Genomic DNA, 24,095 nt, shown 5'->3' with positions numbered 1-24,095 from the left:
AACCGACATACAAAAGGCCGCGAAATGATCCGACGTCTGAGTGCTCTTTGCATTGCCGCTGCGCTGTGTTCACCGATTCCTGCCATGGCGCAATCATTGGCAGATACCTTTGTTGCAGCTTATCAGAATTCCAACATTCTGGAGCAGAATCGCGCTGTGTTGCGGGCCGCAGATGAGGATGTCGCCATCGCCGTCGCGCAGTTGCGCCCGGTGGTGAATTTCGTGGCTGGGCTTCAGGGGCGGGCCCAATCAAGTGGCTCTGAGTCGTTGACGTTGTCGTTCAACCTGAATGCCGAGGTCACACTCGTGGACTTTGGGCGGGGCCGATTGGCCAAGGAGGCGGCGAAAGCGCAAGTTCTGGCCACCCGTCAGGCACTTTTGAACGCTGAGCAGCAGGTTTTGCTCAATGCTGTCTCTGCCTTCATGGACGTGCGGACGGCAACCGAAGCCGTGCTGTTGCAGCAGGCCACGGTGCGGGTCATTACCCGAGAGTTGAGCGCCGCGCGCGAACGGTTCGAGCTGGGCGAGGTGACGCGCACAGACGTATCGCTGGCAGAGGCGCGCCTGGCCGCCGCCCGTTCGCAGCTTGCCGCGTCTGAGGGTGATCTTGCCGCCGCCCGCGAGGGCTACAAACTTGTGACCGGCAGCTATCCATCAAGCCTGAGGGCCGCGCCGGCGTTGCCGCGCACGGCAGCCTCCTTGCAGGCGGCACAAGACATTGCGCGCCGCACGCATCCGAGCATCCTGCAAGCCCAGTTCGAGGTGACGGCGGGCGATCTGAACGCTGAGCGCGTCGAGGCGCAGCGCCACGGGTCTGTGACTGGCAGTGCCGGGGTCGGGCGCAGTTTCTCGAATCAAGCGGCCAGCGACGTGGGCAGCGTGACGGCGGGGATTACATATGCCCGTCCAATTTATCAGGGTGGACAACTCCGGGCCTTGTCACGGCAAGCTATTGCTCGGCGCGACGCGACGCGCGCTGGGCTGCATCAAACAGCGGCGCAGGTGTTGCAGAACGTGGCGCTGGCCTGGGCCAATCTGGATGTGACCCGCGCGCGCATCAGTGCCAGCCGCCAGCAGGTCACGGCCTCGCAAAACGCCTTCGATGGCACGCGCGAAGAGGCGCGACTGGGCGCGCGCACCACGTTGGATGTGCTGAACGCCGAAAACGATCTGCTGAACGCGCGCACCACCTTGTTGCAGGCCGAAGCCGGTTTGCAAACGGCCACTTACAACCTGCTTGCCAGCATGGGCTTGTTGACGGTCGAGCACCTTGGGCTGGGCATTACAACCTATGACCCGGAAGCCTATTACAACGCCGTCAAGGACGCACCGGCCATTTCGGCGCAGGGCGAGGCGCTGGACCGCATTCTGCGCGCCCTCAACAAGGCAGATTAATCCTGTCGGCGCATAGGTGATTGTCTGACGGTTCCGGACGCGCTAGGCTGCCTGCGGAACAGTGGAGAGCGTGGCGCCAGATCACGCACCCTGTGTGTGTTATCAGTGGGGAAAGGGCAAGACATGACCGAGGCGATGTCGCGGCACGAAATAGAGGATGTGTTGTCATCCATCCGGCGTCTTGTATCGCATGATGAACACCCGGCACACCCAAAGCCTGCAACGCCCGGAAAACTGGTGCTGACCTCGGCGTTGCGTGTCGATGATGGACCCGATACGGCGCAAGACCCCAAGTTCCCGGAAGTCGAAACCAAATCTGATCCGGCCCCAGAAACCCTGCAATCTGTGATTGCGTCCAAGCCTGATCCAGTTGAGTCGCCAAGGCATCCGAGTTTTGCCGATGCCGCCCTGCGTGCGCCATTACTGACCCGAATTGCCCAAGCCGGGCAGGGGGCAGCGCAGATATTCGCGGCGCCGACTGCCTCTGGCCCCATGGTCGAGCCGGATGTTGAGGGCGAAACTCAACTGGAAGAAACCCTTGCACGACTTGAAAAGGCACTGGCAATCGCCCCTGCCGAGGCTGCCGAGGCTGCCGAGGCTGCCGGGGCTACCGAGGCTGCGGAAACGGCGGATACTGTGATCGACGAAGACGCCTTGGCAGAGCTGGTGGCGCGTATCGTGCGTCAAGAATTGCAGGGTGAGTTGGGCGAGCGGATTACCCGTAACATCCGCAAGCTGGTCCGCGCCGAGGTCGCGCGCGAATTACAGATGCGCAATCTGTAACGGGGCTTGCATCCGGCTTCGGCCATATATTACACCTAACACACGGAAACACTGCGCTCTCCCTCGCCTTTCCGGTTGTTGCCCGCCTTGTGCGGGGTATTTCTTGAGGGAGAAATCACATGCATCGCCGTCTTTTCCTGCAATCCGGTATTGCCGCCGCACTTGTTGCCCAGGGTCTGTTGCCGCGTCGTGCCTTGGCCGTAAACTCGTTTGAAGCGGGGTCGGCGCGGTTGGACATGGTGTCGGATGGTAACCTTGTCTTGCCGTTTGATTCGACGCTTGAGCAGCTTCCAGCCGAATTTCTGGCAGAGCTGCGCGCGCGCTATGGGCTGTCTGACCAGATGACTCCACCGTGCAACCATACGCTGTTGCGCGACGGTGAACGGACGGTGTTGTTCGATGTGGGGGCTGGCTTCGATTTCATGCCAAGCGCGGGTATGCTGCCCGACACGCTGGACGAGATGGGGGTCGCGCCAGAGGACATCACGCATCTGGTCATCACCCATGCCCACCCCGATCATATCTGGGGGTTGCTGGATGATTTCGACGAACCTTTCCTGCCGAATGCCCAGATCATCATGGGCCGGGCGGAATGGGACTACTGGATGGACCCGGCCACCATCGACACGATTGGGGCAGAGCGCCAGTCCTTCGCCGTGGGCGCTGCCCGGCGGCTGGAAATAGTGGCCGATCAGGTCATCCTCATCGAGGATGGCGCAGAGGTCGTGCCCGGCGTTCAAGCTGTGGCCAGCCCCGGACACACGCCCGGCCACATGTCCTACCAGGTGCAGCTTGGCGGGCAAGGCGTGCTTGTGACAGGCGATGCAATCGGCAACGGCCATGTGGCATTCGAGCGCCCCGAATTCGCGTCAGCCGCCGACCAAGACCCGCAACTGGGCGCTGCCAGCCGCGTCGCGCTGTTAGACCGGATTACCGCTGACAACCTGCTTGTTGCGGGCTTTCATGTGCATGATGGCGGCTTGGGCCGCGCCGAAAAGCTGGCCGATGGCGGCTATCGTTTTAATCCGGAGATCTGAGTGATGACACGCCCTATTCTGTTAACCATGACGGCCGCACTCTGGGCCGGGGCCGCTTTTGCGTCGGAGGATATTGCAGACAAATATCCGCAATCGGTGCTGTATAACAAACCGGTAGAGGTGATCCCGCATGTCTGGTCGTCCATCGGCGCGACGGCACCGCCGACCTATGAGAACGCGGGGCACAACAACAACCTGAGCTTTATCATCACCGGTGATGGCGTGGTCGTCATAAATTCCGGAGCGTCCTACAAGCTGGCCGAAGCCCTACATGCGGAAATCCGCGAACGCACAGACCAACCGGTCAAGCTGGTGATTGCCGAAAACGGGCAAGGCCATGCAATGCTGGGCAACAATTACTGGATAGAGCAGGATGTGCCGGTTCTGGCCCATGTCGATGCCGCGCATGAATATGAGAAAGACGCGGGGCAGGGGCTGCAAGCCTTGCAGAACTATGCTCGCGAGAATGCCGAAGGCACTGTGCCCATGGCCCCCACGCTGACATTCACCGACAGGTATGACGCGTCGATGGGTGATTTCCGCATAGAGGTGTTGCATCTTGGCCCGGCCCATAGCGCGGGCGATACGCAGGTCTGGCTGCCAGAGCAATCGTTGATGATTGCGGGTGACATCGCCTTTCAGGAACGCATGCCGCCAATTTTTGAGGGCACCTGCACAAGCTGCTGGATCGAAACCTGGGAAAACGCGTTCGAGCCATTGAACCCGACCTATGTGATCCCCGGTCATGGGCACCCGACCAACCTGGCGCAGGTGCGGCGCTATACGCGTGATTATCTGGTGTATCTGCGCGAAAAGATCGGCGAACATATCGACGAAGGCGGCGACCTGACCTCGTCTTATTATGTCGACCAATCCCCCTACACCCATCTGGACACGTTTGAGGAACTGGCGACCCGCAACGCGGGCGTAGTGTTTTCCGAGATGGAGTGGGAATAAGCTTGCATAAGGCGGGCGCGGGTCATTCCGCGCCCGTTTTGTCTTGTGGTCAGACCGCTACAGCGTGCCCGCGCCCGTCTCGTTGATCGATCAGGAAATCGGTCAGCGCCGCGCCGATCCACATGCACAAAAGTGCCAGCCACGCGGTCGTGGCAAAGACCGAAGCGCCGGTGAGCGAGCCGATAGCGCAGCCCCCTGCCAGCATACCGCCAAAGCCCATAAGCGCAGCCCCGACAAGCGAACGGCGCATGGCATCGGCCCCGTCATAGCCCTGCCATTTCAGTTCTTTGGCGAAAAGTGCGGCCAGGAACGCCCCCAGCACCACGCCCGGCACCAACCCGATATCGAAGCGCAATCTTGGCGCGGGTTCCAGAAAGAACATCAATGTGTTGGCCGAAGGGCCGGTGAATGTGGCCGATGTCACATTGATTGGGTCAAAGGCGATCTGCGCAAGGGTCCATGTAGCAATCCAGCCAAGTGCTACGGCAAAGCCCACGCCAGACGCAAAGACCAGCGAGCTCCATGTCAGCTTGTGGCGAAATGCAAGGAACAGGGCCAGCAGGGCAGTCGCCACACCCAGCCACAGCCCAAGGTTTTGGTTCAGCCCGACCATGTCCAGCAAATGCACATTGCGCCCGCCGGGGGTGGTCCAGAGGCTTGCCAACCATGTGCGCAAGGGCGCAAGCCAGCCGTAAAGTGCCATTTGGGCGACCAGTGCAAAGACCATACCGGCAATGACGGATCGCAGGTTGCCCGTTGCCGCCAAGACCAGCAAGCGGCCCGAACAGCCGCGCGCCAGCACCATGCCTGCGCCGAACATCAACCCGCCGATAACCGCGCCGGACCATGACCCGGCCACGGCCATAAGCCGCGCGTCATCAGCCCGGAACAGGCCCAGCGATTGCGCGCCCTGCACCCAGACCACGGCGGTCGAGAAGGTCAGCAGCCAGATCGCCATGCGCGGCCCCATTTCGCCGCGGGCAAATTCGACGGTGGCCGCGCGCAGACAAAAGCGCGAACGTTGCGCGGCGATGCCGAAAACCATGCCGACCATCAGGCCCATCAAGGCTTCGACATTGCTTTCGCCAAGGTATTCAACAACCGGAATCAGGTCCATATCCGCGCGTCCCAGATAATTCGAGTGTGGGCACGCTAAGCGCCCGACACAGGGGGCGCCTTGATCTGGATCAGAATTTGGGTTTCCGGAACATATGTTGCATCAAAAGCACCGCATCGCGCACGCGTTGATCTGCCAATGAATAGATAATCTGGTTACCCTCGCGCCGGGTTGTCACCAGCTTTTCATGCCGCAACCGGGCCAGTTGCTGGCTGACGGCGGCCTGGCGCGACAAGATCAGCTTTTCCAGTTCTGTCACCGAACAATCGCGCTCGCACAGATGATACAGCATCAGCAGGCGGCCTTCATGTCCCATTGCTTTTAGGAAATCGGCTGCCGCGCGCGCCTCTGCCTGCAAGGCGTCATGGCTGACGTCAGACGTCGGCGGAAGCGATGCTTCCCCCGGTTGGCGCCCGAATTCTGTCTGGGTGCCATGCTCCATTGGTTGCCCGTCTGGCAAGGTGCTTGTTCCGACTGTTACTGTCATGCCTGCGCTATATCAGCGCGCTATCGTTCCAGACACTGTAACAGATGCGAAGGCAGGTGGCGAGTTCGGCGCGTCAAATTCTGTTGATTGTGGCAAAACCCGTCAGTTCAAAGCGGGTTGGCCCAGCTCGGTCTGAGCTTCCTCAATCATTTTCGCGATATAAGGCCAGAAGAAATCTTCTCCCGGAAAGCCGGTCATGCGCGACATCTCGTGGCCATCGGGGCCGATGAGGATGAAAGTCGGGGTCACAAAGGGCCTCGATTCCAAGGTGATCCCCTCGGGCATGTCTTTGCGCAGGTCGGCATGAAACAGCGGGGCCGCTGCACCATGCTCTGTCTTTTCATAGATCGGGGCGATGTCGCGGTTGAACGCCACGCAATAAGCGCAGCCCGGCTGTTCGATCATCAGCAGACGCAGCCCGCTGGCAGGGTCTGCCATGGCGGGTGGGAGTTGCGTAAAAACAGCAAGCGCGGCCCAAACCGCAAGTTGACGAAACGATCTAAACATAAGCATAAGGTAATATGTTGTTGTGGCTGCTGCAACCAGCATGCAGGCCCTAACCCGAAGGAGCCGGTCACATGTTCGATATCAGTTTTGCAGGGGCGGCGCTGGCGGGGCTGTTATCGTTCTTCACGCCCTGCATTCTGCCCATTGTGCCGTTTTACCTATGCTACATGGCCGGGCTCTCGATGGGAGAGTTGCGCGATGAGGGCGGCCTTGAGCCCGGCGCGCAGAAGCGGCTTGTGCTGTCCTCTGTTGCCTTTGCGCTGGGCGTGACCAGTATTTTTGTGCTGCTGGGGATGGGGGCAACCGCGCTTGGGCAGGCGTTTATCGCTTACCGCGACATTTTGAAGTGGGTCGCGGCCGCCGTTTTGCTGGCGTTTGGCCTGCACTTTCTGGGGGTTATCAAGATTGGCTTCCTGTATCGGCAGGCCCGGATCGAGAATGTCGGCGCCCCGAAATCCGTGGTCGGATCCTATGTCATGGGGTTGGCCTTCGGGTTCGGGTGGACACCCTGTGTCGGCCCCGCGCTGGCTGCGATCCTGATGGTTGCGTCGGGTATGGGAGAGGTCTGGCGCGGTGGGCTTTTGCTGGCGGTCTATGGCATTTCCATGACCTTCCCTTTCGTCATTGCAGCGCTGTTCGCGCGCCCGTTCCTGAACTGGGTCGGCAAGCACCGGTCGAAACTGGCGCATGTCGAAAAGGTCATGGGTGGTATGCTTGTGGTCTTCGCGATTCTGATAGCGACCGATTCGATCAGCCTGATCGCCGAATGGATGCTTCGGAACATGCCATGGACTGCTACCTTGGGTTGAAAACTGGGAGGAAAACATGCTGAGATTTGCTTACGCCTTGCTAACCGGCCTGATACTGGCTGGCCCCGCCACGGCCGTGCCGTTGGGAGAAGACGGTCTGCACAAACCTGACTGGTTCGTGGAAACCTTCCGCGATATGCGCGATGATCTGGCGGATGCGAATGCCGAAGGTAAACGCCTGCTTTTGATGTTTGAACAGCGCGGGTGTATCTACTGCACACGGATGCATGAAACCGTCTATGTCGACCCAGAGATCGAGCGTCTGCTGTCCGAAAAATTCTACGTCATCCAGATGAACCTGTTCGGCAACCTGGAAGTGACCGATTTCGACGGCACCGTGATGGAAGAACGTGACATGGCCCGGCGTTGGGGCGTGGTGTTCACGCCCACGCTGATTTTCGCTTCCGAGGAGGCGCCCGAATCAGCCAGCCTGCGCGAATCGGCCGCAGTTGTCATGCCCGGCGCGTTCGAGAAGGGCAGTACCCGACTGATGCTGGAATGGGTGTTGGAGAAAGGTTACGAGGGCGACGAACATTTCCAGAAATATGTGGCGCGCCGATTGGATGAAATGCGCGCGGCACAGTAACCTACTGCAACTGTTCTGTTTTATCCCCGCCCTTGGTCATCACGGGCGGGTTTTTCTTATTCAACTAAAAGAATATGCAAAAAATCGAATTTTCATTTGCGGCCACGGCATCCCATGGTCTACAGTAATAACCATGGTGAGCTTGGGAGAGCGCCAAAACCAAATAGCGTGTCTGGGAGGACATCCATGACTTCACGTTTCATCCGCGCAGCATTGGCAACGACGATGGTCGTGGCGGCCGCGTCCGCATCCGCAGAGATCAAACCCGCAGATGTCGTCTGGGAAGACGAGATCGCAATTCCGGCGTCTTTGACCGGTGTGCCGGGTGACCCGTTGGAGGGCGCGAAGGTCCTTTCGGCCAGGTCGCTTGGCAATTGCGTTGCGTGCCATGAAAATTCTGCAATGCCGGATGTCGCATTTCAGGGCAACGTCGGTCCCGCTCTTGATGGAACGGGGGCTCGCTGGTCCGAAGCTGAGCTGCGCGGCATTGTCGCCAATGCAAAACGTGTCTTCCCCGACAGCATGATGCCCGTGTTCTACAACGATAATCCGGAAGACTTCATTCGTCCCGGAAATGCATACACGGCAAAAGCTTACGATCCCGAAACTTTTTCGACGCTGCTGACTGCTCAGCAGATTGAAGATGTGGTGGCTTACTTGACCACCCTGACCGAATACTGAGGCGGCCAGACGTCCCTCGGTTCCTCTCTGACTGCGAAAGGATTGCACCATGTTTACACGACGCGACACAATGGCCTTGGGCCTTGGCGCTGCCACCATCACCTTGCTTCCGATCAGCGTCCATGCGGCGGCTGACGATGCCATCGCGGCCTATACCGGCGGCGCATCCGTGACCGAAGGCGGCGTTATGATCACCGCGCCCGAGATTGCGGAAAACGGCAACACTGTGCCCATCTCGGTAGAGGCACCGGGTGCAGAAGAAATCGCAATCTACGCCGATGGCAACCCGACACCGGGCGTTGCGGTGTTCAAATTCGGCCCCGCTGCCGGATCGCACCGTGCGTCGACCCGCATTCGCTTGGGTGGCACGCAGGACGTGGTTGCAGTGGCCAAGATGCCTGATGGCAGCTTCCAGCAAGCCGCTGTCGAAGTGAAAGTGACCATTGGCGGTTGCGGCGGCTAATCCAGCCCTCCCCTGCCAACCGATATTTTAGGAGAGACATGATGTCCGACGTAAAACCCCGTATCCGCCTGCCGCGTTCTGCAAAGGCTGGCCAAGCCGCCGAAGTCAAGACGCTGGTCAGCCACGTCATGGAAACCGGCCTGCGCAAAGACGCAGACGGCAACACCATCCCGCGCATGATCATCAATCGCTTCACCTGCGAATATGGTGGTGAGATGGTGATCGATATGGCGCTGGAAGGCGCTATTTCCGCCAACCCGTATGTCGAATTCGACATTATGGTTAGCGACGCTACCGATGTTGTCTTCACTTGGTATGAAGATGGCGGCGCGGTCTACACCGAAACGCAACAGCTTTCGGTCGGTTAATCTAACTTGGTCATGCGCCAGTCTGGGAGGAGACGTATGAAGACCTTTACCCTAAGCAAGCTGATGGCCTCTGCGGCAATCTGTGCGGTCGCGCTTACCGGCGCGGCCTATGCAGACCCGCATCCGGATGCAGAGCTTATCATTGAGGGCGAATTGAAGCTGAACGTGCGGGCCGAGGCTCCGGCGCATTTGGACGGCGCGCTACCCGAACTGTATTCGGGTTGGTTGTTCCGCACGGATGAGACCCGCGAACTTCAGATGGATGACTTCGAAAACCCTGCAATGATCGCTGTCGAAGACGGTGCCGATCTGTGGGAAACCGCAGATGGCGCTGCCGGACAGTCCTGCGCGGATTGCCACGGTGATGCGTCCGAATCCATGAAAGGCGTTCGCGCCTCTATGCCCAAGGTCAACGAGAATGGTGACCTGTGGTCCATGGAAGACTACGTCAACAACTGCCGGACGACCCGGATGGAAGCAGAGCCTTATGGCTGGAACAGTGGGGACATGCGCAACATGACCTCGTTCATTTCCATGCAGTCTCGCGGTATGCCGGTGAATGTGGCGATTGACGGTGAAGCCGCTCCCTTCTGGGAGAAGGGCAAGGAAATGTATTACACCCGCTTCGGCCAGTTGGAACTGTCTTGCGCCAATTGCCACGAAGACAGCTGGGGCATGATGATCCGTGCGGACCATCTGAGCCAGGGCCAGACCAACGGCTTTCCGACCTACCGTCTGAAAAACGCTGGCATGGTGTCCATACATAACCGCTTCCGTGGTTGTATCCGTGACACGCGGGCGGAATCCTTCGCCATTGGCTCGCAAGAGTTCCGCGAGCTGGAACTGTATGTCGCGTCGCGCGGCAACGGGCTGGCAGTCGAAGGCGTTGCCGTTCGTCAGTAACCTATTGGACCGGGGCGCAGGATATGCGCCCCGGCCTATGGTCTGGCGTTTTTTCAGACCAACAATATTCACACTTACGAAGATTGGCATGTCCGTATTCCTCCCAGCGGCATGCCGTCTCTCCCAAGGAGAACTCTCTCATGATTTCCAGGCGCGAATTCCTGCAAGCCTCTGTCGCGGCTTCTGCGCTCTACGGCATTTCCGGTTATGGCAACTGGGGCAAACTGGCCGCGCAGCAGACGCTGACGCAGGATGATCTGCTGAAATTCGACACGTTCGGAAATCTGTCGATCATCCACATCACCGATATTCACGCCCATCTGAAGCCGATCTGGTTCCGCGAGCCGGAGTTGAATGTCGGCGTGGGCGATGTGAAGGGCAAGCCGCCACATGTCGTCGGCAAGGACTTCATCGAGATGTTCAACCTTAAGCCCGGCTCGCCCGAGGCTTATGCCCTGACCTACGAAGATTTCGTCGCGCTTGGCAAAACTTATGGCCAAATGGGCGGGATGGACCGCGTTGCAACCGTGGTCAAGGCGATCAAGGCCGACCGCCCTGATGCGATCTTGCTGGATGGTGGCGATACATGGCACGGCTCTATGACCAGCTACCTGACCAAAGGGCAGGACGTGGTCAATGTTATGAACAAGCTTGGCGTTGAGGCCATGACCAGCCATTGGGAATGGACCTTTGGCACCGACCGCGTCATGGAGATCGTAGACGGTCTGCCGTTCCCCTTCCTTGGCCAGAATATTTTCGATTCTGAGTGGGACGAACCCGCCGAATTCCCCGATTACACGTGGTTTGAGCGTGGTGGCGCGAAAGTCGCGGTTATCGGGCAAGCCTTCCCCTACATGCCCATTGCCAACCCCGGCTGGATGTTCCCCGAATACAGCTTCGGCATTCGCGACCGGCGCATGCAGGAAATGGTCGATGAAGTGCGCGCGCAGGGGGCCGATCTGGTCGTCGTGCTGTCGCATAACGGCTTTGACGTGGACCGCCAGATGGCAAGCCGCGTAAGCGGTATTGACGTTATCCTGACCGGCCACACGCATGACGCGTTGCCCGAACCGGTGATCGTGGGCGAAACCCTTCTGATCGCCAGCGGCAGCCACGGCAAGTTCGTGACCCGTCTGGACCTTGATGTCCGTGATGGCCGCATGATGGGCTTCCGCAGCAAGCTGATCCCGATTTTCTCGGATGTCATCACGCCCGATGCGGAAATGGCCACCCTGATCGACGCGGAACGCGCGCCGTTCAAGGACCAACTGGAAGAGGTCATCGGCCATACCGATAGCCTGTTGTATCGTCGGGGTAACTTCAACGGCACCTGGGATGACCTGATCTGCGATGCGATCATGTCCGAGCGGGACACCGAAATCGCCATGTCACCGGGCGTGCGCTGGGGTGCCAGCCTGATGCCGGGCGACGCGATTACCCGCGAAGATATCCATTCGGTTACAAGCATGACCTATGGCCAGTGCTACCGGACCGAGATGACCGGCGAGTTCCTGAAAGTCGTTCTGGAAGATGTGGGCGATAACCTGTTTAACCCGGACCCCTATTTCCAACAGGGTGGGGACATGGTGCGCATGGGCGGGCTTGGTTACAAGATCGACATCTCGAAGCCGATTGGCGAGCGCATCTCGAACATGACGCTTTTGTCCACAGGTGATGCGATCGACCCGGCCCGCTCCTATACCGTGGGCGGTTGGGCAAGTGTGAACGAGGGGACAGAAGGCCCGCAGATCTGGGACGTGGTCGAAAACCATATCCGCAAGATCGGTCGTGTGGCGCTGTCACCGAATAACTCGGTAGAAGTGACAGGGCTTTAACCATTTAACCGGGGTGGGTCTGCGCCTGCCCAGATCAGCAAAAGGAACTACGTCATGACCGACCAGTCGAATGACGCGCCCCGCAAGGCCGGCGGTGCCAGCCGCCGCGATTTCCTGCGCACCGCAGGGCTTGCCGCCGGGGGCGCGGCCCTTGGGGCCACGGGTGCTCGCGCGAATACGCCGGACCCGTTGATTACAGAAGTGCAGCCCTATGCCTCTTTCACTGGGGAAGCGGTGGACGCCACGCCATACGGAATGCCGATCCATTATGAAGAGCATGTCGTGCGCCGCAATGTCGAGTGGCTGACCGCTGACCCGATCAGCTCTATCAACTTCACGCCGATCCACGCGCTGGAAGGCACGATCACGCCGCAGGGCTGTGCGTTCGAGCGCCACCATTCCGGCGCGATCGAGATGAGCAAGCAGGAATACCGCCTGATGATCAACGGGCTGGTCGATCGCCCGCTGGTCTTTACCTTTGCCGACCTGATGCGCCTGCCGCGTGAAAGCCGCGTTGCGTTTTGTGAATGTGCCGCCAATAGCGGCATGGAGTGGGGGGGCGCACAGCTAAATGGTGTGCAATTCACCCACGGCATGATCCATAATATGGAATATATCGGTGTTCCGTTGCGTGTGCTGCTGGAAGAAGCTGGCGTGCAGCCAGAAGGCAAGTGGATCTTCGTTGAAGGCCATGACGCCAGTTCCAATGGCCGGTCCATTCCGCTGGAAAAAGCGATGGATGACTGCCTTGTTGCCTTCTACGCCAATGGCGAAGCCCTGCGCATGGAGCATGGCTACCCGGTGCGCTTGATCGTGCCCGGTTGGGAAGGCAACATGTGGGTCAAGTGGCTGCGCCGCATCGGCGTCTACGATCAGGCCGTCGAAGCCCGCGAAGAAACCAGCAAATACACCGACCTGCTGGCCAATGGGATCGCCCGCAAATGGACATGGGAGATGGACGCGAAATCCGTTGTCACATCACCCTCGCCGCAAACGCCGGCAAGCCACGGCCCCGGTCCGATGGTTATCACTGGATTGGCATGGTCCGGCCGAGGCAAGATCACCCGTGTCGATGTGTCCACGGATGGTGGCGCCAACTGGGTCGAGGCCCGGATCGCGGGCGATGCGCAGTCGATGGCACTGACGCGCTTCTATGTCGATCATGTCTGGGATGGCAAGCCGATGCTGCTGCAATCGCGTGCAGTCGATGAAACCGGCTATGTCCAGCCCACCAAAGACCAGTTGCGTGCCGTGCGCGGTCTGAACTCGATCTACCACAACAACGGCATCCAGACCTGGTATGTCAACGAGAATGGGGAAGCTGAAAATGTCGAAGTGTCGTAATCTGATCGCTACCACGGCGCTCGCAACCTTGGCTGCCGCCCCGGTTCTGGCGCAGGAATTCGGCCTTGGTCGCGCGGCCTTGCCCGAAGAGATCGAAGCTTGGGACGTTGCAGTATTGCCGGATGGCACCGGCCTGCCGGAAGGGCAGGGCGATGTCTATGACGGTGAAGAAGCGTGGATCAACAATTGCGCGGCGTGCCATGGCGACTTCGCCGAGGGCGCTGGCGCATGGCCTGTGGTTGCGGGCGGGGACGGAACCCTGACCGACGCGCGCCCGGTGAAAACGGTTGGTTCCTACTGGCCTTATCTGTCCACGGTGTTCGACTATGTGCACCGCTCCATGCCCTTTGGCGCGGCCCAGATCCTGACCTATGACGAAACTTATGCGATCACGGCTTATATCCTGTATTCGAACGGGATCGTGGAAGATGACTTCGTGCTCAGCAATGAGAACTTCACAGAGGTCGTGATGCCGAACGTCGATGGGTTCATCATAGATGATCGGATGGAAACAGAGTTTCCGCTCTTTGTGACAGAGCCTTGCATGAGCGATTGCTCTGCGCCGGTCGAAATCACGAAACGGGCCACTGACATAGCCGTGACTCCAGCCTTCCCGCGCTTGCTGCTTGACGGAACCGTGCTGGAGCCGGGTGCGACGCTAGAGGAAGCCTCGGCGCAGGGCACCGCGACAGATGCGGCACCTATGGAAGAGGCTGCGGCCGAACCCGCTGCCGAAGAGGTGCAGGTCGCAAGTCTTGATCCAGCGATGGTCGAAGCAGGTGAACGGGCTTTCCGTCAATGCCGGTCGTGCCATCAGGTCGGTGACGGCGCCCGCAATGGCACGGGTCCGACGCTGAATGGTATTGTCGGGAACGTTGCCGGGCAAGTTGATGGGTTCCGCTATTCGCCAGCATTCGTGGAGAAAGCGGAAGAGGGCCATGTCTGGACCGAAGAATCCCTTGACGCATTCCTCGAAAATCCGCGAGACTACATTGAACGCAATCGCATGGCGTTCCGCGGCGTGCGGGATGCGGACGAACGCGCAGCTTTGATCGCCTATCTGACCTCTTACTCTAACTGAGCGGAGAATTATGAAGGGACAATTCCTTTCCATTTCACTCTGCATCGGGGCCTTGCTGGCCCCGACTTCAGCTTTCGCGCAAGCGATCGCTATTGGCGATGCAGAGGCTGGCGCAGATGTCTATCGACGCGAATGCGCGAGTTGTCACCAGATCGGTGAAGGTGCGACGCACCGCATCGGCCCCCATTTGAACCATATCTTTGACCGCGGCGCTGCCAGCCACGATGATTTTCGGTATTCCGGGGCGCTGGAACGGCAGGGACGTGACGGGCTGACATGGGATCTGCGGCGCCTTCATGCATATATTGAAAACCCGCGGGCCTTGGTGTCGGGCACCCGCATGTCGTATCGCGGGTTGAAAGATGAAGAACGCCGCTCTGACTTGATCGCTTACTTGCGCGTTTTCTCGGACCAACCGCAGAACATCCCCGAAGCCGCGCCGACGGCACTTCGTCCCGAAATAGAGCTTTCGCCTGAAATACTCGCCATCGTGGGGGATGTGGAATATGGCGAATATCTAAGTCAGGAATGTGCCACCTGCCATCAGCGTAGCGGTGCAAATGAGGGTATTCCCGGCATTGTCGGCTGGCCCGAAGAAGATTTCGTTGTCGCCATGCACGCTTACAAGGAAAAGCTGCGCCCGCATGAGGTGATGCAAACGATCGCAGCTCGCCTTGGTGAAGAAGAAATCGCAGCCCTCGCCGCTTATTTTGCGGAGTTGGACGAATAAGAATGTAGGCCCATGCCGTTTGGTGTGGGCCGCATTGCCGTTTCGCGGATTGCGCACGGCCAATAATCCGGTTCCACGCTCTATGCCCTGCGAGGAACCCTGACCCGTCCGGAGCTGCGCTATTGGCGCAGGGGAGGCTGGACGACTGGAGGAGAAGGGCGCAAATTCGTCTCGTTTCGAGGCGAAACATGGGAGAGAAAACCAATGAAGCTTCAACGCAGAACATTTCTCGCGAGCGTTTCGGCGGCCAGTGCAGTCATGGCTGCGCCGCCTGTCCTGGGGCAAGCGCGTCCACGTGTGGTTGTTATCGGCGGTGGGTCTGGCGGTGGCACGGTGGCTCGTTATATCGCGAAGGATAGCGATGGTGCGGTCGACGTTACGCTGATTGAACCGACCAAGCGCTACTACACCTGCTATTTCTCGAACCTCTATCTGGGCGGGTTCTGGGGCTATGACGCACTTGGTCATGGCTATGAAGGCATAGCCGCTGCGGGCGTGAATGTGGTCCATGACTGGGCGATTGGCGTAGACCGTGATGCGCGGACTGTTACGCTCGCTTCGGGCGCGTCGGTGCCTTATGATAAGCTGGTTGTCGCCCCCGGCATCGACTTTGTCGATAATGCCGTGCCGGGCTGGGACGTGACCAAGCAAAGCCTTATGCCCCATGCCTATAAGTCTGGCACACAGGTGCAACTGCTGAAGAACCAGATCGAGAACATGCGCGACGGCGGCACTTTCTGCATGGTTGCCCCGCCGAACCCCTATCGTTGCCCCCCCGGTCCGGGAGAGCGCGTGTCGATGGTCGCGCATATGCTGTCAGAGTCGAACCCGACCGCGAAAATTCTGGTGGTCGACCCGAAAGAGAATTTCTCGAAGCAAGCATTGTTCGAGGAAGGCTGGGCCAAGCATTACCCAGGTATGGTCACACGCATTGGCCCCGATTTTGGCGGTGCGAATGTCGAAGTGCGCCCCGATGCGATGGAAGTCGTGATTGATGGGCAGGTCGAGAAGGTTGACGTCTGCAACGTGATCCCCGCCCAGAAAGCGGGCAAGATCGCAGAGCTGGCTGGCCTGACCAATGACGCGGGCTGGGCTCCTGTCACGCCATCTGACATGCGCTCGACCATGGACGAAAACGTCTTCGTTTTGGGTGATGCCGCACAACAGGGCGCGATGCCGAAATCGGGCTTCTCGGCCAATAGTCAGGCCAAGGTCGTCGCCAATGTGGTGCGCGGCGAGTTGACGGGCAGCCGCATCTTCCCGGCGCGCTACTCCAACACCTGCTGGTCGCTGATTGCGACGGATGACGGTGTGAAGGTTGGCGCAAGCTACGAAGCAGGAGAAAACCAGATCGAATCCGTCTCCAGCTTCATCAGCCAGACCGGCGAAGAAGCTGATCTGCGCCGCCAGACCTACGAGGAAAGCATCGGTTGGTATAACGGGATCGTGGCTGACATCTTCGGCTGATCCGCGCTAACATCGATATTGAAAGGCGGTGCTGGTGTCAGCGCCGCCTTTTTCATGTCGATCATTACAGAACATGTGGCGCGAATGCGAAGTAGTGCGACCCACTTCAGGGGTCAGCGCCCTTCGCGCAGCCAAGCCCCAAGAGCCAGACCGGCAGCCAGTATAAGCCAAGCCCAGCCGGGCAGCAACGCGGCGGTGGTCAGGTCGGTCGTCACATAGGCGTTGCGCGGTGTGATACCCAGCCAACCGCGCCCGGCTGCGGCGCGGCCTTCTCGGATCTGCCGCAATTCTGGTAAACCTTCGGACATCTCGACCACACCGCCACGCGTGGGTTCGATCAGTCCGCCCAACCGCGCGCCTGTCGCAATCGTGCTTTCATATTCGCGCGGGGCTTGTGGGCCGACAGCGACCACGCTTGTCAAATCACCCTCGCGCAGCCGGTAAAGTCCGATTTCCGGCACATCCCATTCTGTGCGGTATTCGCCCGGTGCCTCTTCCGTTACGGCAAGGGCTGTTTCGGTGCCATCCGGTGCTGTCACGATGATATCACCGACCCCATCGCCTAGGCTGCGACGGGTGATCGACAGGCGTTGGCCTTCTGCGGTGGCGGTCAGGGTTTCTTCCTGCAATTCCGGCTCGCCCATCATCCAATGCGCAAGGCGCCGTAGCAGTTCAAGCTGCGGCCCACCGCCCTCAAAGCCACGGTCCCAAAGCCATGTCTGGTCAGAGGCGATAAGCGCCATGCGGCCTTGCTCGACTCGATTCAGCATTAGCAGAGGGCGTCCGTCGATCCCGTCCATAAGGACTTGGCCATCCTCTGCCACAACTTCTATCTGACGAAACCAGCGGCCCCAGCCTTCAGCTGCGGGGGCCAAAGCCTCTAACCCGGCCGTGACCGGGTGGCGCTGGCCAAGATCCGTTACCTCTGGGCGGAAGCCCTGGTCCAGGACGCGGGCTGTTGGGCTGGCAGGGAAGACCGCGCCAAGTGGCGAGCGCCAGATGCTCTCTGCCCCGGCCAGTTCCGGCCCACCAACGACCAGAAGTGCCCCGCCATCCTGCACATAGCGCGCAATATTGGCGAAATAAGCCGACGGTAAAATGCCGCGCCGTTTGTAACGGTCGAAGATGATAAGGTCGAATTCGTCGATCTTCTCGATGAACAATTCGCGCGTTGGGAACGCGATGAGTGACAATTCATTTACCGGCACACCATCATGCCGGTCGGGCGGGCGCAGAATGGTGAAATGCACCAGATCAACCGCCGGGTCCGATTTCAGCAGGTTGCGCCATGTGCGTTGGCCTGCGTTGGGTTCACCCGAAACAAGCAGCACGCGCAACCGGTCGCGCACGCCATTCATTTGCACGATGGCGGCGTTGTTGCGGTCGGTCAACTCGCCCGGAGCGTCCTCCAGTTCGAATTGCAGAACATTCATCCCGCCTCTGTCCAGCGTGACGTCGATCTCCATGTCCTGCCCAATGGGCACCATGGCGCTTTGGCGCGGTCCGCCGTCTATAGAGTAAAACAAGGGGGCCATACCCCCGGCCCCGGATGGAACTGCGCCTTGGTCTTCAACGCGCAGGGTCAGCGTTACGGGTTCACCAAGGATTGCAAAGGCAGGTGCATTGGTCACGACCAAGCGGCGGTCCCAGTCCTCGGATTGTCCGGTTTGCAGCAAGTGCAGTGGGCTGGGCAGGTCCAAAGCCATGTCCGCGTCATGCGCCAGCCCGTCCGACAGCAAGAATGTCCCGGCAAGCCGGTCGCGCGGGATTTCCGCAAGCGCCTCTGCCAAAGCTCCGGCCAGCAGGCTGCCTTGATCGCGTGCGGCATCCTCGACTGTGACGAAGCGGGTTTCCACTCCGGGCAGGGCTGCAAGTTCCTGTTCCAGATGGGTGCGGGCTGTGTCGGTTTGCGCGATGCGGTCGCTTAGCCGGTTCGAGGCAGTCTGATCCACCACCACCAGCGCGATATCAGAGAGCGTATCGCGCAATTCGGTTTGCAGCGCCGGATTGGCCAGCGCGGCCAGCAGCGCCAGCGCCGACAGCCCGCGCAACCACCACCCGCGCAAGCCACGCCAAAGCGCCAAGGCCACCATCAGCACAGCGACCCCGGCAACCGCGCCCAAGAACGGCCAAGGCAGCAGTGGCGCAAAGGTAATCTCTGTTCCGCTCATTGCCCCAGCCTTTCCAGCAAAGCAGGCACATGCACCTGATCCGACTTGTAATTTCCGGTCAGCACATGGGTAATCAGGTTCACCCCGAAGCGGTAAGCCATTTCACGCTGCTCCTCGCCCACCAGCCCCATGCCTATGCGCACCATAGGTTGCCCGGCCTCATCCACCGCCCATGCACTGGCCCAGTCATGCCCGCCGACAATGACCGGCGTTACCCCGTCATTCAGATTGCGAAACGGCATACCTTCGGCGCGTTCTGCATCGGCGGGGGCGGCTTCGACCCAGACATCGCGCCCCCGGTAGCGGCCCGGAAATTCGCTGAGCAGGTAGAACGTGCGGGTCAACACATGGTCCTCTGGCACGGGCTCCAGCGGCGGTATGTCCAGCGGGCGGGCGATTGCCTGCAAGCGTCTGGCTTCTGGAGTGGTGCGGGTCAGCCCGGCCAGTTCGGCATCGCGCGTGTCGAACAAGATCATTCCACCGCCGCGCAAGTAGCGGTTCAGCTTGGCATAAGCAGCATCTGACGGGATGGGTGTGTTTTCCGTGATCGGCCAATACAGGAACGGGAAGAAGGTCAATTCATCGCGTTCTATATCTACGCCGATCGGCGGCGCGGGTTCGATAGAGGTGCGGGCAAACAGGATGCGGCTTAACCCGCGCAAACCGGCCTCGGCCATGTCGTCCACGCGGCCATCGCCGGTCAGCACATGGCCCAGAACCAGCGCGTTTGTCGCTTGCAGGGCAAGCCGGTCATCCGGGTCTTGTGCGTAGCTTTCGGCAGGCAACATAAACGCCAACAAGACTGCCGCCACAGCGCTGCCGCGCAGCCGCCCGGACAGCCACAATGCGGCAAGGATGTCGATCAGCAGCAACCCCAGACCCGCGATCAAGAGCGGTGCACGCAGATCACGGGTGACAGCGACGGCGTCGCGCTCGACCGCAACGGTCGCGGGCCATGTGCTGGGTGACAATGCCATGTCCTGCGTGCCAAGGTTCAGCGCCAGCGTTCCTGCGGCACTGCTGTAAACACCGGGCGGCAGGTCTGGCCCGAAAGCGCGCGCCGCCAGGATTGTGCCTTCGACCGCAGGTTCGCGGCTGGTATCCTGTATTTCGCCAAACCCATCAAGCGCGCGTTGCGGTTGCCAAAGCTGATCGCCGACCGCGTCCGGGTCAAGCGCCGCCCCACGGGTAGAGACGGCCAGCCGCTCCAACATCTGCACGAACAATCCCGATAATGGCAGGGTCGACCAATCGGCATTGGCAGTGGTGTGGACCAGCACGATCTGGCCGTCCTCGTCGAACTTGCGCGTAACCAGCGGCGTGCCGTCGGCCAATGTGGCAATCGTGCGGTCCGCCAGGCCGGGATCGGGTTGTGCCAAGACCTGCGCGGCGACGGTCACATCTTCGGGGATTGTAAGACCCGCGAAAGGCGAGTCCGGCGCGAAATCGCGCAAGCGTCGCGGTGCGCCCCAGCTCATGGCCCCACCGACCGTGCGCCCGCCGATCCGCAGCCGGACAGGCAGTAGCGGGTCTTCGGCGTCGCGCGCGATTTCCGATGCGGCAAGGCGCGGCCCGGCAAAGCGCATCAACATCCCACCCGCTCGCACGAAATCAAGGATCTGCGCGGTTTCGACCTCTCCCAAACTGGCGACATCGACCAGAATCAGAACATCCGGCGCGGTCAGCAGCAGATCGTCAATCGACGGGCTTTCGATCAGCTCTGCGACCGGTCCCAAAGCTTGGCGCAAATAGAAGAATGGCGACAGCAACTCTGCCCCCTCGTCACCCTCGCGTCCGGTCAGAAGCGCCACCTTGCGGCGTTGCAGCGCGTCATCGGTCAGCGCGACTGCGCCAGCGCTGCGCACCCCGGCAATCTGGAATCGGGTGATGCGGTTGCGCAATTCGGGTTGCAGAACCAAATCGACCTCTGCGCGCTCTGCGCCTGCCTCGAAGCGGGCCGTGGCGCGGGTCAGCGCACGCTCTACCCCCGACGGGTCGCGGCCTGTCGCGATGATGTCGACCTCAGTGGCCGGTTGGTCGGGCAATCGGATGGCTTGCAGGTTCAAAACGCCTTCCCGCAGGCTGGGCGGTGCGAGCGCAATCACGGGGCGCGAGGTTTCAAACACTGTCAAGGTGCCGCGCGTTTGTAGGTCTTCGGTTAGGCCAGCACGATAAGAAGCGTCCAGCCCATCAGAGACCCAGTAGCTGTCCAGCCGGTCGGGCAGATTAGCGGCCCAAGCGAAGATTGTTTCAGGCTTGGCAGCGAAAGGGGTCGGGGCCAATGCGCCAACGCGTTCGGCCCAAAAGCGCGCATCCCGCAGCGGCAACGGTCCTTCGGGAAGGTCGGTCAATGCCACAACGGCCACGGGCCGGTCGGCGCGTTCGGCCTCTGCCAGCAGCTCGCCCACCCGTTCGGCACGGCGCGGCCAGTCGCGGGCGCTGGCCCAGCTTGCGTCCATCACAATCAGAAGCGGCGCATCGCCGGTGCGTGCGGCCTGAGGGTTCAGCATGGGGCCAGCAAAACCCACGATCAACGCAGCTACCGCAAGGGCGCGCAACAGCAACAGCCACCACGGCGTCTTGTCGGTCTCCGTGCGCTCATCGGTCAGGCCAAGCAATAGCGCCACACCGGGAAACCGGCGCACAACCGGCGCCGGTGGCACAGCGCGCAACAGCCACCACAGCAACGGAAGCGCGATCAAGGCCGCCAGCAGCCACGGGGTAGAAAAACCGACCGCGCCCATCATCGCCCCCCATCCAGCGCCTGCCACAGCGCCATCAGGGCTTTGGCTGGCGGTTGGTCGGTATGGTGGGTCAAAACCTGCCAGCCACTGTGACGCGCCAAGGCGGACAGCGCGTCTTTGCGCGCCGCCAGGCGATCACGGTAGCGGGTCTGCAAGTCATTCGCGCGCAGGGTTTCGTGACGTATAATACCGCTCATGGATTCGAAAATAGAGCGGCCCTGATAGGGAAACTGTTCTTCCACCGGATCAAGGATCTGCACCAGAACACCGCCAACCCCTTGCTCGACCGCCCGTGCGATAGCCTCTTCCAGCCCCTCGGTCGGGCCAAGGAAATCCGACAGGAACACGGCTTGCGAGCGTGCAGGCATCGCTGCCGGCGGGGGGGTGCCAAAATCGGTCGCGTCATCCGTGGCCAGCGACAGCGTCAACGGCTCCAACTGCGCGCGCCCCATCCGCGGCGGCAGGTCGGGCAACAGGCCCACACGCTCGCCGCCCTTCAGCAGCAACACAGCCAAGGCCAGCCCCAAAAGCCGCGCGCGGTCGGCTTTTGGGGCGCGATCCTTTGCGCCGGAAAACGCCATCGCCTGTGCGCGGTCCACCCAAAGCGTGACTGCCTGCGCCGCTTGCCATTCGGTCTCGCGCACGAAATGTGCATCGGCACGCCCAGAGCGCCGCCAGTCTATCCGCCCCGCACCATCGGACGCGGTGGCGGGGCGATACTGCCAGAACTCATCGCCTTGCCCGGCACGCCGACGTCCATGCGCACCGGGTAGCACAGACGCAGCCAAATGCTCTGCCTGCGCCAAAAGCGCGGGCAGGGGGGCGGCAAGCCCTTCGGCCCTTTGGCGCAGATCGGCCGTCACGCAGCCGCCGCCATGTCGGTGGCTTGGGCGGCGACCGTGTCGATAATTTGACCCAGATCGGCCCCCTGCGCGCGGGCGGCAAAACCCAGCGCCATACGGTGCGACAGCACCGGGCGGGCCATAGCGGCGACATCGTCCAGCGATGGCGCAAGCCGCCCCTGCAACAGCGCCCGTGCGCGCACTGTCAGCATCAGCGCTTGCGCCGCGCGCGGGCCGGGGCCCCAAGCAACCATGCCCTGCACGGCGTCATGAGCCTCAGCTTCACCCGGACGGCAGGCGCGCACCAGATCAAGGATGGCATCCACCACCCGTTCACCCACCGGCATGCGGCGCAGAAGCCCTTGCGCGGCGATCAATTCGGCGGCGCTGAAGACCTCATGCGCGGTGTCTTCGGCAGCCCCGGTGGTTGCAATCAAGATGTCGCGCTCGGTGTCGCGGTCGGGATATAGAACATCGATCTGCACCAGAAAGCGGTCAAGCTGCGCTTCGGGCAGCGGGTACGTGCCTTCCTGTTCCAGTGGGTTTTGCGTGGCCAGCACATGGAAGGGTGCGGCCAGCTTGTGGTGCTGGCCCGCGACTGTGACTTCGCGCTCTTGCATCGCCTGCAACAAAGCCGCTTGTGTGCGCGGGCTGGCGCGGTTGATCTCATCGGCCATCAGAAGCTGGCAGAAAATCGGCCCTTCGATAAAGCGAAACGCGCGTTTGCCGCTGTCATCCACGTCCAGCACTTCGGAGCCCAGAATATCGGCGGGCATAAGGTCGGGGGTAAACTGCACGCGGTTGCCGTGCAGCCCCATCACGGTCGAGAGCGTATCGACCAGACGTGTTTTCCCCAAGCCCGGAAGGCCGATCAGCAACCCATGCCCGCCGCAGAGCATGGCGGTCAAGGTCAGGTCCACAACGGTTTCCTGTCCGATAAAACGCCGGTTGATACTGGCGCGCGCCTCTGCCAATTTTTCCCCAAGGGCTTCGATCTGCTGGGGAAGGTCGGTGACATCTGTCATAGGGCGCGTCCTTTTGCCTTTGGGTTTCGCCCCGCTTCGGGATGAAAACTTGCGAAGTCATGTTACGTTACCCTCAGACATATCGCAAAGGCAGCCAATGGCAAAAACACCGATGCAACAAAATAACGTGACACCTTCGGCCAATGCGCTGGCAGATGCGGCGCGCGCTGCCAGCAAAGAGCGCGGATTGCCGCCGGTGCACCTGTGGAACCCGCCCTTTTGCGGCGATCTGGACATGCGCATCGCGCGCGATGGCACATGGTTTTATGAAGGCACGCCCATCGGGCGGCCCGCGCTGGCGCGGCTGTTTTCGACCATCCTGAAGCGTGAGGGTGACAAGTTTTTCCTTGTCACCCCGGTTGAGAAGGTCGGTATAACTGTCGAGGACGCGCCGTTCGTCGCGGTAGATTTTCGGGCCAAAGGGACAGGCGATGCGCAAGACCTGACCTTCGTGACCAATATGGGCGACGAAGCATTGGCCGGGCCGGACAACCCCCTGCGGGTGGAGCGCGACCCGGAATCAGGCGAACCTTCGCCTTATGTGCATATCCGCGCGGGGCTAGAGGCGTTGATCGACCGCAAAAGCTTTTACCGGCTGGTGGAGCTTGGCACCCATGCCGAGCGTGACGGCGTGTCATGGTTTGGGCTCTGGTCTGGTGGGCAGTTTTTCCCGATAATCCGGTCGGAAGAGTTGGTCTAGGCGCGCGACGATATCCGGTCTTGTCTTGCATATTGGCAGGTCGGGCGCGACACTTGCGCCAAC

23 protein-coding genes are annotated in these 24,095 nt (G+C 60.7%); 16 read left to right on the top strand and 7 right to left on the bottom strand.

All coding sequences use genetic code 11. From position 1 onward, the window contains the following. Positions 1 to 24: 24 nt before the first annotated feature. The 4 genes from M3N55_RS04630 (at position 25) to M3N55_RS04615 (ending at position 4,172) form a co-directional block, all read left to right on the top strand. Positions 25 to 1,395: a TolC family outer membrane protein gene (locus M3N55_RS04630; RefSeq protein WP_249056856.1), complete on the top strand. Its 1,371-nt coding sequence runs from the start codon at positions 25 to 27 to the stop codon at positions 1,393 to 1,395. 123 nt (positions 1,396 to 1,518) lie between these two features. Then, positions 1,519 to 2,178, top strand: coding sequence for a hypothetical protein (locus M3N55_RS04625; protein ID WP_249056854.1), 660 nt, complete (start codon positions 1,519 to 1,521; stop codon positions 2,176 to 2,178). 119 nt (positions 2,179 to 2,297) lie between these two features. Continuing rightward, complete coding sequence (locus M3N55_RS04620; protein ID WP_249056852.1) at positions 2,298 to 3,215, top strand: MBL fold metallo-hydrolase; 918 nt, start codon at positions 2,298 to 2,300, stop codon at positions 3,213 to 3,215. Positions 3,216 to 3,218: 3 nt separating this feature from the next. After that, entirely contained in the window at positions 3,219 to 4,172 is a 954-nt protein-coding gene (locus M3N55_RS04615; protein ID WP_249056849.1) for an MBL fold metallo-hydrolase, read from the top strand. A 49-nt stretch (positions 4,173 to 4,221) separates the two neighbouring features. Here M3N55_RS04615 and M3N55_RS04610 read toward each other — a convergent pair whose 3' ends face one another. The 3 genes from M3N55_RS04610 to M3N55_RS04600 all read right to left on the bottom strand — a co-directional run bounded on the left by M3N55_RS04610 (position 4,222) and on the right by M3N55_RS04600 (position 6,214). Continuing rightward, positions 4,222 to 5,289 (bottom strand): YeeE/YedE family protein, encoded by a 1,068-nt coding sequence (locus M3N55_RS04610; RefSeq protein WP_249056846.1) that lies wholly within the window; start codon positions 5,287 to 5,289, stop codon positions 4,222 to 4,224. A 70-nt stretch (positions 5,290 to 5,359) separates the two neighbouring features. Continuing rightward, positions 5,360 to 5,776, bottom strand: a complete 417-nt coding sequence (locus M3N55_RS04605) for an ArsR/SmtB family transcription factor (RefSeq protein ID WP_346429254.1) — start codon at positions 5,774 to 5,776, stop codon at positions 5,360 to 5,362. Between the two features lie 102 nt (positions 5,777 to 5,878). Then, entirely contained in the window at positions 5,879 to 6,214 is a 336-nt protein-coding gene (locus tag M3N55_RS04600) for a thioredoxin fold domain-containing protein (RefSeq protein WP_249056845.1), read from the bottom strand. Positions 6,215 to 6,354: 140 nt separating this feature from the next. On the opposite strand from M3N55_RS04600, the gene M3N55_RS04595 reads away from it, so the two are divergent. The 11 genes from M3N55_RS04595 (at position 6,355) to M3N55_RS04545 (ending at position 16,550) form a co-directional block, all read left to right on the top strand. Next, positions 6,355 to 7,092, top strand: a complete 738-nt coding sequence (locus M3N55_RS04595) for a cytochrome c biogenesis CcdA family protein (RefSeq protein ID WP_249056843.1) — start codon at positions 6,355 to 6,357, stop codon at positions 7,090 to 7,092. Positions 7,093 to 7,108: 16 nt separating this feature from the next. Next, complete coding sequence (locus M3N55_RS04590) at positions 7,109 to 7,678, top strand: thioredoxin family protein (protein WP_249056841.1); 570 nt, start codon at positions 7,109 to 7,111, stop codon at positions 7,676 to 7,678. Between the two features lie 186 nt (positions 7,679 to 7,864). Beyond that, complete coding sequence (gene soxX, locus M3N55_RS04585) at positions 7,865 to 8,359, top strand: sulfur oxidation c-type cytochrome SoxX (protein ID WP_249056839.1); 495 nt, start codon at positions 7,865 to 7,867, stop codon at positions 8,357 to 8,359. 49 nt (positions 8,360 to 8,408) lie between these two features. Then, entirely contained in the window at positions 8,409 to 8,822 is a 414-nt protein-coding gene (gene soxY, locus M3N55_RS04580; protein WP_249056837.1) for a thiosulfate oxidation carrier protein SoxY, read from the top strand. 38 nt (positions 8,823 to 8,860) lie between these two features. Next, positions 8,861 to 9,190, top strand: coding sequence for a thiosulfate oxidation carrier complex protein SoxZ (soxZ, locus tag M3N55_RS04575; protein WP_249056835.1), 330 nt, complete (start codon positions 8,861 to 8,863; stop codon positions 9,188 to 9,190). Between the two features lie 36 nt (positions 9,191 to 9,226). Then, positions 9,227 to 10,093, top strand: a complete 867-nt coding sequence (gene soxA, locus M3N55_RS04570) for a sulfur oxidation c-type cytochrome SoxA (RefSeq protein ID WP_249056832.1) — start codon at positions 9,227 to 9,229, stop codon at positions 10,091 to 10,093. A gap of 140 nt (positions 10,094 to 10,233) precedes the next feature. Then, the gene (gene soxB / locus M3N55_RS04565) at positions 10,234 to 11,928 is read left to right on the top strand and encodes a thiosulfohydrolase SoxB (protein ID WP_249056830.1); all 1,695 of its coding nucleotides are present in this window, start codon (positions 10,234 to 10,236) and stop codon (positions 11,926 to 11,928) included. A 54-nt stretch (positions 11,929 to 11,982) separates the two neighbouring features. Beyond that, positions 11,983 to 13,272 (top strand): sulfite dehydrogenase, encoded by a 1,290-nt coding sequence (gene soxC / locus M3N55_RS04560; RefSeq protein WP_249056828.1) that lies wholly within the window; start codon positions 11,983 to 11,985, stop codon positions 13,270 to 13,272. Further along, positions 13,256 to 14,353: a c-type cytochrome gene (locus tag M3N55_RS04555; protein WP_249056826.1), complete on the top strand. Its 1,098-nt coding sequence runs from the start codon at positions 13,256 to 13,258 to the stop codon at positions 14,351 to 14,353. Before soxC ends, M3N55_RS04555 begins: the two co-directional genes overlap by 17 nt. A gap of 10 nt (positions 14,354 to 14,363) precedes the next feature. Continuing rightward, entirely contained in the window at positions 14,364 to 15,083 is a 720-nt protein-coding gene (locus M3N55_RS04550; RefSeq protein ID WP_249056824.1) for a c-type cytochrome, read from the top strand. A 204-nt stretch (positions 15,084 to 15,287) separates the two neighbouring features. Next, positions 15,288 to 16,550 (top strand): NAD(P)/FAD-dependent oxidoreductase, encoded by a 1,263-nt coding sequence (locus tag M3N55_RS04545; protein WP_249056823.1) that lies wholly within the window; start codon positions 15,288 to 15,290, stop codon positions 16,548 to 16,550. Between the two features lie 113 nt (positions 16,551 to 16,663). Here the strand turns inward: M3N55_RS04545 and M3N55_RS04540 are convergent, their stop codons facing one another. Genes M3N55_RS04540 through M3N55_RS04525 form a run of 4 tightly spaced genes read right to left on the bottom strand, consistent with a single transcriptional unit; the run spans position 16,664 to position 23,332 of the window. After that, the gene (locus tag M3N55_RS04540; RefSeq protein WP_249056821.1) at positions 16,664 to 18,721 is read right to left on the bottom strand and encodes a hypothetical protein; all 2,058 of its coding nucleotides are present in this window, start codon (positions 18,719 to 18,721) and stop codon (positions 16,664 to 16,666) included. Continuing rightward, entirely contained in the window at positions 18,718 to 21,468 is a 2,751-nt protein-coding gene (locus tag M3N55_RS04535) for a DUF4159 domain-containing protein (RefSeq protein WP_249056819.1), read from the bottom strand. The genes M3N55_RS04540 and M3N55_RS04535 overlap by 4 nt, the downstream gene beginning before the upstream one ends. Next, complete coding sequence (locus tag M3N55_RS04530; RefSeq protein WP_249056817.1) at positions 21,465 to 22,328, bottom strand: DUF58 domain-containing protein; 864 nt, start codon at positions 22,326 to 22,328, stop codon at positions 21,465 to 21,467. Before M3N55_RS04530 ends, M3N55_RS04535 begins: the two co-directional genes overlap by 4 nt. Then, the gene (locus M3N55_RS04525; RefSeq protein ID WP_249056815.1) at positions 22,325 to 23,332 is read right to left on the bottom strand and encodes an AAA family ATPase; all 1,008 of its coding nucleotides are present in this window, start codon (positions 23,330 to 23,332) and stop codon (positions 22,325 to 22,327) included. The genes M3N55_RS04530 and M3N55_RS04525 overlap by 4 nt, the downstream gene beginning before the upstream one ends. 97 nt (positions 23,333 to 23,429) lie before the next feature. Here M3N55_RS04525 and M3N55_RS04520 point away from each other — a divergent pair, with 97 nt between their 5' ends. Then, entirely contained in the window at positions 23,430 to 24,032 is a 603-nt protein-coding gene (locus M3N55_RS04520) for a DUF1285 domain-containing protein (RefSeq protein WP_249056813.1), read from the top strand. Positions 24,033 to 24,095: the final 63 nt, after the last annotated feature.

The sequence above is a fragment of the Roseinatronobacter domitianus genome, assembly GCF_023336755.1.
GTDB lineage: Bacteria > Pseudomonadota > Alphaproteobacteria > Rhodobacterales > Rhodobacteraceae > Roseinatronobacter > Roseinatronobacter domitianus.
Note: the sequence above shows the minus strand (reverse complement) of the source record. Positions and strands in the feature narration are given on the sequence as shown.

What these genes read in the sequence shown, in the direction of transcription:
- M3N55_RS04630 (WP_249056856.1), top strand. Translation starts at nt 25, where the DNA reads ATGATCCGACGTCTGAGTGCTCTTTGCATTGCCGCTGCGCTGTGTTCA.
- M3N55_RS04625 (WP_249056854.1), top strand. Translation starts at nt 1,519, where the DNA reads ATGACCGAGGCGATGTCGCGGCACGAAATAGAGGATGTGTTGTCATCC.
- M3N55_RS04620 (WP_249056852.1), top strand. Translation starts at nt 2,298, where the DNA reads ATGCATCGCCGTCTTTTCCTGCAATCCGGTATTGCCGCCGCACTTGTT.
- M3N55_RS04615 (WP_249056849.1), top strand. Translation starts at nt 3,219, where the DNA reads ATGACACGCCCTATTCTGTTAACCATGACGGCCGCACTCTGGGCCGGG.
- M3N55_RS04610 (WP_249056846.1), bottom strand. Translation starts at nt 5,289, where the DNA reads ATGGACCTGATTCCGGTTGTTGAATACCTTGGCGAAAGCAATGTCGAA.
- M3N55_RS04605 (WP_346429254.1), bottom strand. Translation starts at nt 5,776, where the DNA reads ATGACAGTAACAGTCGGAACAAGCACCTTGCCAGACGGGCAACCAATG.
- M3N55_RS04600 (WP_249056845.1), bottom strand. Translation starts at nt 6,214, where the DNA reads ATGGCAGACCCTGCCAGCGGGCTGCGTCTGCTGATGATCGAACAGCCG.
- M3N55_RS04595 (WP_249056843.1), top strand. Translation starts at nt 6,355, where the DNA reads ATGTTCGATATCAGTTTTGCAGGGGCGGCGCTGGCGGGGCTGTTATCG.
- M3N55_RS04590 (WP_249056841.1), top strand. Translation starts at nt 7,109, where the DNA reads ATGCTGAGATTTGCTTACGCCTTGCTAACCGGCCTGATACTGGCTGGC.
- soxX (WP_249056839.1), top strand. Translation starts at nt 7,865, where the DNA reads ATGACTTCACGTTTCATCCGCGCAGCATTGGCAACGACGATGGTCGTG.
- soxY (WP_249056837.1), top strand. Translation starts at nt 8,409, where the DNA reads ATGTTTACACGACGCGACACAATGGCCTTGGGCCTTGGCGCTGCCACC.
- soxZ (WP_249056835.1), top strand. Translation starts at nt 8,861, where the DNA reads ATGATGTCCGACGTAAAACCCCGTATCCGCCTGCCGCGTTCTGCAAAG.
- soxA (WP_249056832.1), top strand. Translation starts at nt 9,227, where the DNA reads ATGAAGACCTTTACCCTAAGCAAGCTGATGGCCTCTGCGGCAATCTGT.
- soxB (WP_249056830.1), top strand. Translation starts at nt 10,234, where the DNA reads ATGATTTCCAGGCGCGAATTCCTGCAAGCCTCTGTCGCGGCTTCTGCG.
- soxC (WP_249056828.1), top strand. Translation starts at nt 11,983, where the DNA reads ATGACCGACCAGTCGAATGACGCGCCCCGCAAGGCCGGCGGTGCCAGC.
- M3N55_RS04555 (WP_249056826.1), top strand. Translation starts at nt 13,256, where the DNA reads ATGTCGAAGTGTCGTAATCTGATCGCTACCACGGCGCTCGCAACCTTG.
- M3N55_RS04550 (WP_249056824.1), top strand. Translation starts at nt 14,364, where the DNA reads ATGAAGGGACAATTCCTTTCCATTTCACTCTGCATCGGGGCCTTGCTG.
- M3N55_RS04545 (WP_249056823.1), top strand. Translation starts at nt 15,288, where the DNA reads ATGAAGCTTCAACGCAGAACATTTCTCGCGAGCGTTTCGGCGGCCAGT.
- M3N55_RS04540 (WP_249056821.1), bottom strand. Translation starts at nt 18,721, where the DNA reads ATGAGCGGAACAGAGATTACCTTTGCGCCACTGCTGCCTTGGCCGTTC.
- M3N55_RS04535 (WP_249056819.1), bottom strand. Translation starts at nt 21,468, where the DNA reads ATGATGGGCGCGGTCGGTTTTTCTACCCCGTGGCTGCTGGCGGCCTTG.
- M3N55_RS04525 (WP_249056815.1), bottom strand. Translation starts at nt 23,332, where the DNA reads ATGACAGATGTCACCGACCTTCCCCAGCAGATCGAAGCCCTTGGGGAA.
- M3N55_RS04520 (WP_249056813.1), top strand. Translation starts at nt 23,430, where the DNA reads ATGGCAAAAACACCGATGCAACAAAATAACGTGACACCTTCGGCCAAT.